This is a genomic window from Paenibacillus tritici, assembly GCF_013204885.1.
Lineage (GTDB): Bacteria > Bacillota > Bacilli > Paenibacillales > Paenibacillaceae > Paenibacillus_AQ > Paenibacillus_AQ tritici.
Window position 1 is genome coordinate 1 of the sequence record NZ_JABMKX010000008.1, and the last position, 13,975, is coordinate 13,975.

Genomic DNA, 13,975 nt, shown 5'->3' on the forward strand with positions numbered 1-13,975 from the left:
TCGGGTAAAATAGGCATTGGTAGGGTTCCTCCTTAGTGGTTTCGCAATCCTGAGGATACCCTACTTTTTTGTTGCCTGACTAGGCTCCAAATACTGGTACACAACTTATTTTACGCCATCCCCACCAGCCCATTCCCGGCAGATTAAAGAGCACTTCTGCACCTCATTTCACCCACCAGCCCATTTCCCGCAGATTAGAGAGCACTTCTGCACCTCATTTCACCCACCAGTCCATTTCAGGCAGATTAGAGAGCACTTCTGCACCTCATTACCCCATCCAGTTTATTCCCGGCAAATTAAGGAGCACTTCTGCACCTCATTCACCTATCCAGCCATCTACTCTCGAACGAGTCAGAGTAAATTTCCCAATTACGAAGAAAAGGAGACCCCACCGGGTCTCCTCCTATAGCCTGTAGCTGAATCTGCTGCACCTGCAGATTGCGATTATTCCATTGCCGCCAGAATCGAGGCGATCTCTCCCCGCCGCAGGGCCTCGGCGTCTTCGCCGCGCAGCAGGCTGCCGGCAATCACGCGCTCCCCGCCGTCCCTGAGGGTTAACGTCAGCTTCTGGATCACCGCCTTGCTGTCCCCGAAGGTATCTGCCTTACGCGGATTATAGTACGTCACTTCTGTACCGCCGAGCAGCGTGAAGGATACCTTAGCCTGCTCGTCGAACAGCCATCCAGGCAGCGACGGATTCAGAGTCAGGGTCAACTCGCCAGTCTCCATGGAGAACAGGTGACTTCCCGCCATCATGGTTCTCCACATGCTCAGGAACTCCGCTGTAGAGCCGCTCAGTCTGGCCACGAACCCCCGGCCATGCGTAGCAGGATCAGGATTCCCGCCCGTTGAGATGAACGAGGAATTCTCCAGCGTACTGCGTCCGTATACCTCAGGATCAAGGAACGGAATCAGTGAGGTCTTCAGCTCACTGTAGAATTCTTCATACAGACCGGCCTTCAGCAGCTCCAGCAAATATTTGTACGACATATGCAGGAAGTTGGATTCCCGCTCCTGCCAGCCCGCCGTGAAGGCCCGGATGCGGCCGATATCATGCGTTTCCTCTTCCAGCGACACCGAAGTCCGGTACATGGAGGTAACCGGATCGAACAGGCCGCTTTGTTTCACTTTGGTATAGATTTCCTTGGCGGTTTGCTTATTGTCCAGGGTTTTGAGCCAGCGGGTAGGGCCTTCCAGGAAATACGGCAGAGCGGAAGCCTCGAACGCCTCTACTCTGGCCTTCGGCAGTCCATAACCGCTGATTACCGGCTCTCCGGCTTCATCGGTGACCGGCTGGAAGCGTGTAGCCTCGAACCGGAAGTAGGTTGGAACCAGTCCATTGCCCATGGTCACCGCAAGCTTAATACCCTGATCCACCTTACGCAGCCACCGGGCCAGCATATCGCGGATCACCGCAAGGGACCACTCGGCGGTCTCACCTGTAATCCCGAAGCGGATCTCTGCCCGGTAAGCCTCGCGTGCCGAGGCCACGCGGTCCCAATACAGGAATGAATCCAGTGAGCCGTCCAGCGCTTCAGTTACAGCAGGGTCTACCTGCGTCAGCAGCGCCGCTATCTCCGCTGGAAGTGCCACGGCTGAAGGCAGATCCGCAGTGTTCTCCAGTGCTTCCAGCATGAACACCAGCATCCGCTTAAGCTCCAGCGTCTCGCTCATACCGGAGCCAACCAGTCCCGGCAGCCCGTTCATGGCATCATTCCAGCCTGGCTTGTTCGCCTCCATCTCAACACCCATGCCGTACGGGTCAAGAGTGGTGAATTTGTTCAGGGCCAGCGACAGCATCTTCACGAACAAGCTGGTCCGGTAGATCTCCCCATGTCCGCCTTGTGTCCGCAGCCACTGGGTATCAGAGGCCTTCCGCTTCAGCTTGTGCAGCTTCTCTTCATCCTCCAGCAACGCTCCGAATTGCCGGACCTTGCCGCCGCTGATCACGTATTTCTCGCTGCGCGGCAGGACATACGCGGCACTGTCGTAGAACGCATAGGTCTCATCCCCGAACAGCAGCTCCCCGCAGCGCTCAGGATAAATATCAAGATAGCCTTCCACCAGATCCAGATTGTACGTCCAGTGATCGGACCAGAAGCCCTCCCCGAAGGCGGCTTCAATATTCTGCTGCGACAGGGCAAGCACACCGCTGAGGAACTCCTGCTCGCTTATTTGCAGCGTAATCTGATGATCGGCAATATAGTTAATCAGACTGCCTGCCGTGAAGCGCCCGGCCAGCAGCCGCTCTAGTCCTGCATCCCCGCCTGCAAGCGCTCCGTCCAGCCACGCCTTAAGCTGATCTCCCGCCTCCGGCAGAATCTCGAAGCTGGTGCCCTGCACACTGAGCGGATTATAGCCGTCCGCCTGAATCAGGCTGTAGAACATTTTGATGTTGAAGCTGCCCACCTTGGGATGGAAAAAGACATCATTACGCCGGTTCTGGTTCATATCGCGGAAATTCCCGTTGCCCTGCGAATAATATTCGGGAGCCAGTGAGAAGAAGTTGTAATCCCGCTCCATATCGCCATGCTTGCGGGAGTAGAGATGGACGACGAAGCCCTCTTCCCCATTGTCAAAGATAAACGGATATCCCCCGCGCAGGAAATTGTCGAGATAGGACTGGCGGCAATACGCGTCGAAGATCGGCGAGGACGTCCGGGTGGCGATATCCGCAGTTAACTCTTCGGTCAGCGCGGCAGCTTCAAGGGCTTTGGCGGCAAAATACTCCTCATGGCACAGCTCCGCCGCCCGGTGATTGATTCTGGCAATATCATTCACATGCCCAATGATAGTGTTCAGCTTCAGGGAAGCGCCCGGGGCAAGCGTTCTGGCGGTCCCGCTGAAGCCGCACGGCACCTTGTTGACCGGATACTGCGCCTGTGCCAGCAGCTCAGCCAGCGGAAGCGCTGCGAAGCGGTCGGGATAGGTCAGTGAAGTATTCCAGCCGAAGATCACTTCATAATCCACGATCGGATACAACTGCTCCCCTTCTGCCGTGGAGGAGAGATAGAAGTGTCCGCTCTCAATCGAGCTCATTTCCGCATCGTCATTCGTACTGGAACGCAGCTTGTAGAACGGAATTCCATTCTCCAGGTTGAACACATCCATCCAGCTGCGGAGCAGGTTCCCCATCTCCTTATAGTTACTATTCTCCACCCCGAATGGAAGCACCTCCGGCAGACCGTCCAGCAGCTCCAGCGCAAGCTCTGTACCGCCGGTATTCTCGATCTCCACCTGACGGACCAGTGCAGCATAATCATCACCCGGCAGGTTGTAGTAGTGGACCGTGGTCTTCAGTCCATGTCCGGCATGCGATTCCTCAATGGTCAGTCCGTTCGGGAGAATGGTCATGATCCGCTTGGCTGCCGGGTCCGGGCGGGCCGACTGGAACGGTTCATAGATCTCCTCTGCCCCCTTCAGCTTGATGAAGGTGCGGAAGCCGGTCGATGTTACATTCTTATAGGAGATATTGGCTGGCGAGAACTCCATGATCGGCGAGTTTTTGTCCCGCACGCCGAAGCTGCTGATCCCCTGGCCGCGGTTCACATAGAACGTCCACATCGGTATCCCCTTCAGCCCGGCCAGGCCGGGCAGGAAGCTGGCGAACGGCTTGCCTTCATGGAACTGCTCGATTACAAATTTACCTGAATCAAAATAATAATTGCTCATATTTATCCTCCTAGAAATATTAATAAACGCTTGCAGCCCGCTTCAGCTACCGGCCCGCAGTAGCTACGTTGTCGGCTGAACTTTCTCGTGCTATATAACTTCTGGGTAATTGCGACCCCTGAATGGCTGCTGCCCCCCCTTTACACCTCTTGAAAAATGGCCACTCGCCTGGGTGATTGCACTTTGTACAATAGAATTTGTCTCATTACGCTCCCGACCAGCCTTCTGTTGTATTTCATACATTAGATTTCCAGCTTTCTGCCCGAAAAGGCCTCTTCAGCTGAATTCTGCTGTACATAATGCAATTGATCGCTAATTTCGCCGGATTTAGGGGGCATCTACTGTACATAGTGCAATAGATGGCTAAAGAGGGCTTGAACCCGCTCCGACTAAGACTGTAGCTTGCAGCTTCTAACTCCTATTCTTAGCTACTAGCCTCTAACTCCCAGCGCCAGCCTATCCGTCACTAGATTCTACCTCCTACCCTCCAGCCTTACCCCCATACTGTCAGCTACTAGCCCCCAACTCCCAGCTTCTACTCATCCCCACACCACTTTGCCGGAACGACTCATCCTCTTTCCGTCTCCCCCGCAGGCCTAACCCTGCCTAATCAGATGTGTCGCAATAGAGTGCGCAGGCAGGCTGCATTCGGCTACTTCATCCCTGAGGCCCAGCGTCAGGGAGCGTTCTTCCTCGCCTTCATTCATCAGCACCACAGCAAGGCTGCCGTCCGGGTTGCGGAACGCTGCGGCCAGCACACCTTCAGCAGCCGCATCCAGCCCGATCCGCACCGCACCCGGTGCAATGAATTTGCTGAAATGCCCGATGTAATAATACGAGCTGTTATAGTGAACCTCGTCCGTAGTCGTATCCGCAATCACCGGAGCATCGCAGAGATTCCCCACATGGTTCGGCCCGCCCGTCTCATCCAGCACCAGATTCCAGTCCAGATACCCTTCGGTCCAGGCATTCAGATCGCCAATCATGTTCCGGCCGTAGCGCTCTCCTGTGAACCATTCCCCCAGCCGTACGCCGCCCTCCTGGCAGCCTTCAGTGAAGAGTACATGCTTATCCGGGAAAAGCTCGTGAACCTTCTCCACCTTGTCAAACTCCTCGCCGCCGTACCAATGGATGCCGGTGCCCCAGACATACTGCGCGGCTTCCGGGTCGGACAGGATCGGGGTTACACGCTCAATCATAATGTCGCGGTTATGATCCCAGATGACGATGTTCACATCGCCCATTCCGGCTTCGTGCATCACAGGGCCGAGATGGTTTTTGACAAAATCACGCTCTTCCTCAGCACTGTACACACAGGAATCCCAGATCTGCACGGCCGCCGGCTCATTCTGTACAGAAACCGCCCAGACCGGAACGCCTTCCTTGCGGTAGGCCTCAATAAATTTGGTATAATACCTCGCCCAGACTGGCGCATACTCCGGCTTCAGCGAACCGCCGTTATTCATCTCCCCGTTCGTCTTCATCCAGGCGGGCGGGCTCCACGGGGAGGCCAGCATCGTGAACGGTCCGCCCCGGACCTCCATGGCATCCTTGATCAGCGGCAGCACCCACTGATGATCATGCGAGATGTCGAAGGTCGCCAGCTCCGTATCGCCATCCTCCACATAGGTATAATTGCCGAGTGCGAAATCGCAGCTATGGATATGCACACGGCCCATACTGTAATTCAGCCCGTCCACCGGGTGAAAATACCGCCGGATGACCTCAGCCCGCTTCGCCGGGCTCATCCGCGACAAGGTATAGGCCGCTGCCTCCGTGAAGGCGCCGCCAAAACCAAGGATGGTCTGATACTCCTGCTCCGGGTGCAGCCGTATTTCCGGTGTTGCACCGGGAAGGCCCGCTTTGAAGGGAAGGCCTGCTTTGGGACTCAGGCGATCCCCCGTATCTCTGGCAGTTACTACGGTTTGAACGGTGAACATGTCAATCACTCCTCTTCGAATGGTGAAAACGAAAGAAATCGAAACCGGTTTCGATTTTGCCGAAAAAAAAGGTATTCCCGGATGAACGCACTTTCAGGACTGGCCCGGCGGTGCGCAGGAATCCCTTACAATGATCTCCACCGGCAGCACCACTGCTTCCTGGCTGGTACGCGGACCATTCATGGATGCCAGCAGCAGCTCAGCCGCCCGTGTTCCCAGCAGCTCCGTATTCTGACGTACAGTAGTCAGCGAAGGTGTTACATATCCGGCAAGCTCAATGTCATCATAACCCATCACGGAAATATCCCCCGGCACAGCAAGCCCAAGATCCTTGGCAGCCATAACCGCACCCAGTGCAAGCAAGTCACCCGAAGCAAAAACAGCCGTCGGCCGCTGCGGCAGCTCAAGCAGAGACTTCATTGCGCCGTAGCCATTCTCCAGTGAATAGAAGGCTCCCTCAGCAACATATTCTTCCGGCACCTCAAGCCCCTTCTGCTCCATCGCCATTCTGTACCCCAGCTCACGCTGTTGTCCCGGATAAGTATTCCCGCCCCCCGAGATATGGGCAATTCTGCGGTGTCCGAGCGATGTCAGATATTCCACTGCCAGCAGGGCGCCGCTCCTGTTATCCGAGCAGACCGTATGCGACAGCTCCGTCTCGAAATCGAGAACCACAGTAGGAATATCACTCTCCAGCAGCTCCTTGAAATACGGGTCATCATAATCAGAGAGAAACACAACCACTCCGTCGACTCCGCGAATCCGGCAGTTCTCCAGATATCCGCTCTGCTTGCCTCCGACATCTTTCGAGATGAACATGAGGGCATAGCCCTTGGCTACGGCAACCTGCTTGAAGCTCTCAATCACTGCGCTGAAAAAAGGGTGACGGATACCCGCTCCCGTATTCTCCACAAACAACACGCCGATGGTCCAGGATTTCTTGGTCGTCAGTGTACGTGCATGCGCATTGGGGAGATACCCCATCTCCTGGGCGGTACGCAGAATCTCCTGGCGCGTCTTCTCCCGCACATCAGAATAGTTATTGAACGCCTTGGACACCGTGGTTGGTGAGTAGCCGGTCCTTTTGGCAATATCATAGATCGTAGTCATTTCCGGTTCACTCCCGCAGCTCAATGTAAGCCCTTTTATGTTCACTGACATTCTAACTTCTTTCCGCACAGCCGTCCAGCATAAAATATCTTTGTACCGCAGGCAGCAGCGTAACGATCTGAATCAGCAGCCCCAGAGACGTATAGAGCACGTGAATCACGCTGACGGCATCCATCATATAGGTCTGCACCAAGATCCAGATAATCAGTCCGAAGCCGATATACAGTGAGAAGCTCCACGAAGCATGCAGCGACCTGAATGGGGTCAGTCTATAGCCCCACCTCCATTGCGGCTGCTTAAGCAGGCCGAACAGCACCATTAGCGGGAGCAGCCCAAAAAAAGCCAGCAGCAGCAGCCCCGGAATCACAAAATTGTCAAATGGCGATCTTTCCAGCACCGAAGCCGGCATTCCGAGCATTTCCCCGCTGGGATCAGCCAGCAGCGCCAGCCCTCCGGCGACAGCCCCAAGACTCAAAAATGCATGAAGGACATACAGCAGAATTACAGCTCCCGGCTTTTTTGTGGCAGAAGTCATTCCGATTCCCCATTTCAGGTTCATAATTAATATCGTTTCAGATCCTAGTCTCATGCTTTATTAATATTTTACAGGTTTTTCCTCAGGGCTGACGGGAGGGATGTCACACTGATGTGATTTTGCGCCATTTTGTGCCTGCTGTGTGAATGTCTGTGCTTTACGCTATACTAGTATCAATCAGATCAAATACCGAAATTCTATGAGCCGCATGCAACATATACATTTATATCTCAAAATACAGAAGGGATTGGACAGTTGACGGCAGAGGAGCCGTCCTGCCAACTATACTTATGACTGAACCTATTCTCGCAACATCCAAAAAATGTGCTTATTGTCATCAGCTTAAGCCGCTCTCCGAATTCCGCAGACGTACAGGCAAGCGCTCGAAGGGAGTGTCCCGGCGCGGAGCCTGCCGGGAATGCCGCAAGCTTCGCGGAGCAGATGCTGTATTGCCTCCGGTACGTGCCAGCGCGGAGCCGGCGCTGCCGGAACGTCCGGCCGGCCTGGGACCCGCGAAGCGGGACAAGCCCCTGGTCTCTATATCCGGAGCAGCAGGTGCTGGCACTGCAAAGCCTCCTGCTGCCCAGCTCCGTCAGCCTTCCCGGCCCGAACGCGCCAAGGAAGCCCGGGGCAGCTCGGGGGCTGCGGGCTTCAAGGGGAAGACCCGTCCCCGCAATGCTGCCGAGACAGGCCGCACCCTTCCGCAGCAGCGCGGGCCGAAGCCTGATCCACAGGATGCCTCTGCCCTGATTCCTTCGGCGAAGGGCATGATTCTGATGCGCGGGCACAGTGACAAAGGCCGCCGCTGGCACCAGGAGATCGACCTGGAGCTTGCTGTAACGCTGGTCAAGGAGCATGCCGCCATCGTCGTCAACCGGCGTACGATCCGCCGCCTGTACAGCAACAAAGATTTCCGAGCCTATGTTCTCTCCAGGGATAACTACACCTGTTATTTCTGCGGCTTATACGGGGATACGATCGACCATCTGCTCCCCCGGGCCAAGGGCGGCCATACCACGCCTGATAACTGCGTCTGTGCCTGTAATTTATGCAATCAGACCAAGGCCGACCAGTCTGTCGAGCAGTTCATGAGCCGGTAGTATCCCTTGGGAACTGAGGAAGTGAGTTTAACAACAAACCGGCTATTTATTTATGAAGTGAGTTTGAAGGGAACCTCAGCGATAGTTGTATAACGTGCAATTAAAAACAGGGTAAAGGAAGGAATACCGCTTATAACTGTAGTCTGTGCAACTAAATTTGACCAAATGGGTCAGAACTAAGGTGCGGGCGGAATTTAATGGTACGAAATACATCTAAACGGATCGTAGGCGATATATCAGACGATTTAGTTGTACGGAGTGCAATTGAGCATAGCTCATGCACGTGATGAGGCGTGAAGGAATATATGAGTGAAGTCAATGGGCCAGATGTATGCGGAAAACCGTGCACATTATGCTGGCGCGAAAGGTAATCGGGTTAAGGTATGCGAAAACAAACATGTCTTCCAAGGCACAACTCCAGCATGAAAATGAGCAGCGCGCCTAAAAACAGAACATCGTCTGTTCATCTATTTAACAAATTTTAACGGAAAACCAAACACAATTGGCTGGGTGCACCGCGTAGGCCAAATGTAATCGAAAAACCGAACACAATTGGACTGGGAGCGCCACGTAGGCCGAATGTAATCGGAAAACCGAACAGAATTGGACTGGGAGCGCTACGTAGGCCGAATCTAATCGGAAAACCGAACACATTTGGACTGGACGTGCCACGTAGGCCGTGCGTTTTATCGCAGTGCCAGACGTATTTTCACAGGAAAACCGAACACAATGTGATGGCGCGAAGGTAATCTGCTCAATGTATACGAATAAGCGAGCATACTAATGCCTGAAGGAGTACAGGAGTGGAGGTCCCCCTTCAAGTGCCATTCCCAGATGAAGAGGGGAGTTGTTCATTCGGGCGTTTGGCTCGGCGTTACGGACTGAGGCGCTCTTATTCCGGATGAAAGTCACCACTTGGGCAAAGGAACGGACCCCATGGAGCTTATTCTTGGAATTTCTACGCTTAAACCTCTCGTAGAGAGACGATAAGGTCCACTCCGTCCGTTAAACCGCAAAACGTGGTGTTTTACGGGGAATAGGGCCTCTCAGGTCCGTTAGGAGCAAACTCGGCCGGGCGGTGTAGTTCCGTGGTTCGGAACCTCCGGGATTCAACCCTATTATTCACAGAATTAAATCTGATACTCCACTAGGCAGGAAGTATATAAATGCTTATATTTCAAAAAAACGCCCTTCCCCGGGCGGCTGTCCTATTACACAACCGCCCGGTTCGTGGCGCTTCTAAGTTCTTAAGTCTAGTTCTTGGTTCGGCTATGTTCAGCCGGTGATATTCTTAACCCGTCCTACCTGGCCGTCGGTCAGGCGCACCTTGATCCCGTGCGGATGGCGGGGCGAGTTGGTCAGAATGTCTTTAACCGTGCCATGTGTAAGCTTGCCGGTCGCCTGGTCCTGCTTCAGCACGATATCCACCTGAAGTCCGGGGCGGATGTCTGCTCTCACTTGCCCGTTCATATCTCTCACTTCCTTCACATCTGATTTGCAATATAGAATCAACTTACTCTTAAAGATAAGGATGAACCGCTATGGCCTTTGGAATTAACCGAGCAGAATTAACCCGCTGGAAACAGGCAGTCTCCGCAGGGGAGATTGCTTTCTTGACCCATTACTGGATAGACCCGCGTTTCCCTGATATCACCACAGTCACCAAGGTGGGCTGCAGCGATCTTCCCCGCCTGCGGGAATGGTGCAGGAAGCACGGTCTTCCGGCGCGGTATATTCATAACCGCCAGCCCTTCCCCCACTTCGACCTTATGGGACCGAAGCAGGCAGAGATTCTCCGGCAGGAGGGCCTGTGGGATCAGCTTGAACGCTTCCGCATGCTCTGAAGCGGGGCAGACTGCCGCCCTGCCGATCGGCCGCCGGTTATTTCTTCGTCCGCAAATCCTTCATGATCCGGCGGCCGGTTGGCGTCTGGGCCAGCCCGCCCCCTGCCGTCTCCCGGTGCTTCTCGGGCATGGCGGAGCCTACCTCCAGCATCACCTTAATCACCTCATCGGATGGAATCACGCTGCGGACACCGGCCAGAGCCATATCTGCCGCCGCCAGCGCCGTAACGGCACCGAAGCCGTTGCGGACAATGCACGGGATCTCCACAAGTCCGCCAACGGGATCACAGATGAGTCCCAGCGTATTTTTTAGCGCCAGGCCTACCGCATGTACAGCCTCTGCCGGCGTCCCGCCGCGCAGCTCAGTCAGAGCCCCGGCCGCCATGCCGATAGCTGAGCCCACCTCGGCCTGACAGCCGCCTTCCGCTCCCGATACAAAAGAATTATTAGCGATAACATAGCCGATCGCTCCGGCAGCGAATAAACCGGATACCATATAGTCATCGTCCCAGCCGAAGCGCTCCTGACAGCTCAGGAACACACCGGGAATAATTCCGCAGGACCCGGCAGTCGGTGTGGCAATAATCCGGCCCATGGAGGCATTCACTTCGGATACCGCCAGGGCATAGGCCATAGCCTGACCAGCCGGCCCTCCCAGACAAGGTTCACCGGCCGCATTATAGGCGCCCACCCGCTGGGCATCCAGGCCTGTCAGACCGCTGCGGGAAGTGGTATCTTCCGTCATGCCGCGCTCTACGGCTTCCTTCATAACGCCGTAATACTGGCTCATCGTGGCGAATTCCTGCTCCTTGGAACGTCCGGATTCCGCACTCTGCTCCTCAAGCATCAGAGCGCCGATTCCAAGCCCCCGCTCTTCACATAATACAGCCAGCTGGCTGAGTGTTTGAAAATTCATGGTGTGATGTCCTTCCCCTTCTGTTCTTGTCCATTTTCGTTCAAATCGACCACTTTGACGGTCTTCACAGCCGGAAGCGCCTGCAGCTTCTCCAGCAGCTCCTTCGTGGCTGCCTCGTCCAGCTCCAGCACCGTCAAGGCCGCTCCGCTACGGTTCTTCCGGTCCAGTGACATATGTCCGATGTTGAACTGGCCTTCCCGCATCACATCCGTTACACTGGCCAGTACACCCAGATAGTCCATATGCTGAATCAGCACTGTCGGATACATGCCGGTGAGCTTCACACTGAAGCCGTCGATATCCACAATCTCAATATTACCCCCGCCGATCGAAGTACCCGTAAGCGTCAGCTCCGTCCCGCTCTCACTGCCTACAAGACGCAGACGGACCGTATTGGGATGGGGAAACAGCCCCGTTCCCTGGGCGAAGGAAATCTTCATCCCCGCCTCGGCCGCAAGCTCTATGGAATCCGGCAGCCTGTGGTCATCGGTGGCGAAGTCCAGCAGACCTCCGGCTATAGCGCGGTCTGTCCCGTGTCCCTGATACGTGGCGGCGAAGGAACCGAAGAACGTGACCTCGGCTTCTCCCGGCAATTCCCCAAGCACCTGCCTCGCCGCCCGGCCGATCCGCGCGGCTCCCGCTGTATGCGAACTGGAAGGCCCGACCATCGCCGGACCTATGATTGAGAAAACATCCTTAAACCGCATAGTTCTGATCTCCCGCTATCCAAATTGGGCAATGCACAGTGAATAATGCCAATCATTGTACAGCTCCTATATATTATACTGCGTCCGCACCAATGCTACACTATTACATTGACTGTGACCTATCCGCTGTTCTTGGAGAACAGGACCAGCCCGTCCCGCTCCTGCCAGCCGACGCTATTCCAGAAGCTGCGGCCCAGGCTGTTCGTCCCGATCACCATCAGATGGCATTTCAGAATACCCTCTTCCCGCAATTTCTCCAGGCAGCGCGCCACCATCTCACGGCCGGCGCCCTTCCCCCGGCTGCCGCTGTGGACAGCCACATGATACAGATATCCTCTGCGCCCGTCGTGTCCGCACATCGCAGTGCCTGCAAGGGTACCGTCCTCCTCCACACATACCTGGCTGATTCCCGGATTCCGCTCCAGATAACGGGCAATCTCCGTGCGTGAGTCCGCTTCACTAAGGCCCATTCCGGCCGTATTCTCCCACAAGCGGTAGGCTGCTTCGTAATCGTCAATAGTCATTGATCTGTATAGCATTCATTCTCCCCAATTCTATGTTTATTCTATGTAAGATAACGCCGCACGCTTTTCTGGGCGCATGCATACCAATATACGGAGAGAAGCAAGCAGGGAGGAGATTCACCCGATGAATTCCGTTTATCCTTATTACGGTGAAAAGACGGTATGCGAAGTGCAGCCTATCGCTTTTCCCCCACAGCACCAGGACCGCCAGCCGGGGCTGGAGAGCCTGATGCATCCGCGTCCGATCAGCGAGAATCCGGAAGGAAGAAGCGGGCGGCTTCAAGGAAAAACCGCTCTGATCACCGGCGGGGACAGCGGCATTGGAAGAGCGGCTGCTATCGCTTTTGCCAAAGAGGGGGCAGATATTGCTATCGCTTATTTGGAAGAAGCCTCGGATGCCGCAGCTACACAACGCCGGATTGAGGAGCTGGGACGCCGCTGTCTGCGGATTGAGACGGATCTGCGCTATAAAGAATGCTGCACAGCGGCGGTGGAACACACCGTACAGACCTTGGGCAAACTCGACATTCTGGTGAACAACCACGCCGTTCAATATCCGCAGAAGAGCATTCTGGATATCTCGGAGGAACAGCTTTATCAGACTTACCGCACCAATATTTTTCCGTTCTTTTTCCTGACTCAGGCTGCGCTCCCGTATCTCCATCATGGAAGCAGCATCATTAACACCGCCTCCGTTACCGCTTACCGGGGCCACAAGGAGCTCATTGACTATTCCTCCACCAAAGGCGCCATTGTCTCTTTCACCCGTTCCCTCGCCCTTTCTCTTGCGGACTGCGGCATCCGTGTGAACAGTGTAGCTCCCGGTCCGGTGTGGACCCCGCTCATTCCCGCCAGCTTCTCTGCGGAAGAGGTCAGTGTATTCGGGACAGATACCCCGTTCAAACGGGCGGCACAGCCCTATGAGCTGGCAGGAGCCTATGTCTACCTCGCCAGTGATGATGCGTCCTATGTGACAGGCACCTGTATTCATGTTAACGGAGGGCAAATGGTTACAAGCTGATCCGCGTTCCGGCTTCAAGCGGTCATTCCGGCCGTATTCATCCCCCACCCAGAAAGGATGTTAAGCGATGACCCCCTACAAGGATTATGATCTGCCCTCTGTCCGCCTGACTGCAGGCATGTACGCCTTGACCAAACTGTCCGCCGCCGGATTGACCTTTATTCTGGTATCCCTGTTCATGCTGTTCCATGGTTACGAGGACGGAATTCCGGCTGGATGGCCGGTATCGGTGCCTTATGCCATTTACGCCTATGGCTTACCGGCGGCGATCGTTGCCGATGCGCTGCTCCGCCTGTTACGCTCCACTTCACTCAGTCCGGCCTTGGCTCTGTATGCTGTAGCCGGTTATGGCGCCGGCCTCTGGCTCGCCTCGGAGCAGGGCGGCGATGCCCTGGTCTCCGGCCTTACGGGACTCGTAGTGCTGCTGTTATTCCGGCTGGCCCAGATTGCCGGTGAACGCTATCCGCTCCTGCTTCCCTTCTTCGCCTTGTTCATTCCGCTGCTCTGCCTGATCATATTCTGAATCCGTTCCGCCGCCAGGCTAGCGTGTCTCCGGCAGAAACGGCACCGCTGCGCCAGAGACCGCCCCAGACAATGCCGGACAAC

The 13,975-nt window shown here is 55.3% G+C and carries 12 protein-coding genes; 4 read left to right on the forward strand and 8 right to left on the reverse strand.

The window, feature by feature from the left end; all coding sequences use genetic code 11:
• Nucleotides 1-444: 444 nt before the first annotated feature.
• The 4 genes from HQN87_RS15235 to HQN87_RS15250 form a co-directional block, all read right to left on the reverse strand.
• Complete coding sequence (locus HQN87_RS15235; RefSeq protein ID WP_173134812.1) at nt 445-3,672, reverse strand: cellobiose phosphorylase; 3,228 nt, start codon at nt 3,670-3,672, stop codon at nt 445-447.
• A 596-nt stretch (nt 3,673-4,268) separates the two neighbouring features.
• On the reverse strand, nt 4,269-5,612 hold the full coding sequence (locus HQN87_RS15240) for a glycoside hydrolase family 30 protein (RefSeq protein ID WP_173134815.1): 1,344 nt from the start codon (nt 5,610-5,612) through the stop codon (nt 4,269-4,271).
• A 93-nt stretch (nt 5,613-5,705) separates the two neighbouring features.
• Nucleotides 5,706-6,722 carry a LacI family DNA-binding transcriptional regulator gene (locus HQN87_RS15245; RefSeq protein WP_173134819.1) on the reverse strand — a complete coding sequence of 339 codons (1,017 nt, stop codon included), beginning with the start codon at nt 6,720-6,722 and terminating at the stop codon, nt 5,706-5,708.
• Between the two features lie 52 nt (nt 6,723-6,774).
• Complete coding sequence (locus HQN87_RS15250) at nt 6,775-7,311, reverse strand: hypothetical protein (RefSeq protein ID WP_254075512.1); 537 nt, start codon at nt 7,309-7,311, stop codon at nt 6,775-6,777.
• Nucleotides 7,312-7,547: 236 nt separating this feature from the next.
• Between HQN87_RS15250 and HQN87_RS15255 the strand changes: the two genes are divergently transcribed.
• Nucleotides 7,548-8,357, forward strand: coding sequence for an HNH endonuclease signature motif containing protein (locus HQN87_RS15255; RefSeq protein ID WP_173134833.1), 810 nt, complete (start codon nt 7,548-7,550; stop codon nt 8,355-8,357).
• A gap of 1,275 nt (nt 8,358-9,632) precedes the next feature.
• On the opposite strand, the gene HQN87_RS15260 is transcribed toward HQN87_RS15255, so the two are convergent.
• On the reverse strand, nt 9,633-9,827 hold the full coding sequence (locus HQN87_RS15260) for a YwbE family protein (RefSeq protein ID WP_173134836.1): 195 nt from the start codon (nt 9,825-9,827) through the stop codon (nt 9,633-9,635).
• A 71-nt stretch (nt 9,828-9,898) separates the two neighbouring features.
• Between HQN87_RS15260 and HQN87_RS15265 the strand changes: the two genes are divergently transcribed.
• Nucleotides 9,899-10,201, forward strand: coding sequence for a hypothetical protein (locus tag HQN87_RS15265; protein WP_173134839.1), 303 nt, complete (start codon nt 9,899-9,901; stop codon nt 10,199-10,201).
• Between the two features lie 37 nt (nt 10,202-10,238).
• Here the strand turns inward: HQN87_RS15265 and sdaAA are convergent, their stop codons facing one another.
• The 3 genes from sdaAA to HQN87_RS15280 form a co-directional block, all read right to left on the reverse strand.
• The gene (gene sdaAA, locus HQN87_RS15270) at nt 10,239-11,117 is read right to left on the reverse strand and encodes an L-serine ammonia-lyase, iron-sulfur-dependent, subunit alpha (protein ID WP_173134842.1); all 879 of its coding nucleotides are present in this window, start codon (nt 11,115-11,117) and stop codon (nt 10,239-10,241) included.
• Nucleotides 11,114-11,824: an L-serine ammonia-lyase, iron-sulfur-dependent subunit beta gene (gene sdaAB, locus HQN87_RS15275; RefSeq protein ID WP_173134845.1), complete on the reverse strand. Its 711-nt coding sequence runs from the start codon at nt 11,822-11,824 to the stop codon at nt 11,114-11,116. The genes sdaAA and sdaAB overlap by 4 nt, the downstream gene beginning before the upstream one ends.
• Before the next feature lie 119 nt (nt 11,825-11,943).
• Nucleotides 11,944-12,348: a GNAT family N-acetyltransferase gene (locus HQN87_RS15280; protein WP_254075513.1), complete on the reverse strand. Its 405-nt coding sequence runs from the start codon at nt 12,346-12,348 to the stop codon at nt 11,944-11,946.
• Between the two features lie 124 nt (nt 12,349-12,472).
• Here HQN87_RS15280 and HQN87_RS15285 point away from each other — a divergent pair, with 124 nt between their 5' ends.
• Nucleotides 12,473-13,369 carry an SDR family oxidoreductase gene (locus HQN87_RS15285; RefSeq protein ID WP_173134851.1) on the forward strand — a complete coding sequence of 299 codons (897 nt, stop codon included), beginning with the start codon at nt 12,473-12,475 and terminating at the stop codon, nt 13,367-13,369.
• Between the two features lie 67 nt (nt 13,370-13,436).
• Complete coding sequence (locus HQN87_RS15290) at nt 13,437-13,892, forward strand: hypothetical protein (protein WP_173134854.1); 456 nt, start codon at nt 13,437-13,439, stop codon at nt 13,890-13,892.
• Nucleotides 13,893-13,975: the final 83 nt, after the last annotated feature.

Excerpts from the sequence above, each read along its gene's own strand:
- HQN87_RS15235 (WP_173134812.1), bottom strand. The coding sequence starts at position 3,672 with ATGAGCAATTATTATTTTGATTCAGGTAAATTTGTAATCGAGCAGTTC.
- HQN87_RS15240 (WP_173134815.1), bottom strand. The coding sequence starts at position 5,612 with ATGTTCACCGTTCAAACCGTAGTAACTGCCAGAGATACGGGGGATCGC.
- HQN87_RS15245 (WP_173134819.1), bottom strand. The coding sequence starts at position 6,722 with ATGACTACGATCTATGATATTGCCAAAAGGACCGGCTACTCACCAACC.
- HQN87_RS15250 (WP_254075512.1), bottom strand. The coding sequence starts at position 7,311 with ATGAGACTAGGATCTGAAACGATATTAATTATGAACCTGAAATGGGGA.
- HQN87_RS15255 (WP_173134833.1), top strand. The coding sequence starts at position 7,548 with ATGACTGAACCTATTCTCGCAACATCCAAAAAATGTGCTTATTGTCAT.
- HQN87_RS15260 (WP_173134836.1), bottom strand. The coding sequence starts at position 9,827 with ATGAACGGGCAAGTGAGAGCAGACATCCGCCCCGGACTTCAGGTGGAT.
- HQN87_RS15265 (WP_173134839.1), top strand. The coding sequence starts at position 9,899 with ATGGCCTTTGGAATTAACCGAGCAGAATTAACCCGCTGGAAACAGGCA.
- sdaAA (WP_173134842.1), bottom strand. The coding sequence starts at position 11,117 with ATGAATTTTCAAACACTCAGCCAGCTGGCTGTATTATGTGAAGAGCGG.
- sdaAB (WP_173134845.1), bottom strand. The coding sequence starts at position 11,824 with ATGCGGTTTAAGGATGTTTTCTCAATCATAGGTCCGGCGATGGTCGGG.
- HQN87_RS15280 (WP_254075513.1), bottom strand. The coding sequence starts at position 12,348 with ATGACTATTGACGATTACGAAGCAGCCTACCGCTTGTGGGAGAATACG.
- HQN87_RS15285 (WP_173134851.1), top strand. The coding sequence starts at position 12,473 with ATGAATTCCGTTTATCCTTATTACGGTGAAAAGACGGTATGCGAAGTG.
- HQN87_RS15290 (WP_173134854.1), top strand. The coding sequence starts at position 13,437 with ATGACCCCCTACAAGGATTATGATCTGCCCTCTGTCCGCCTGACTGCA.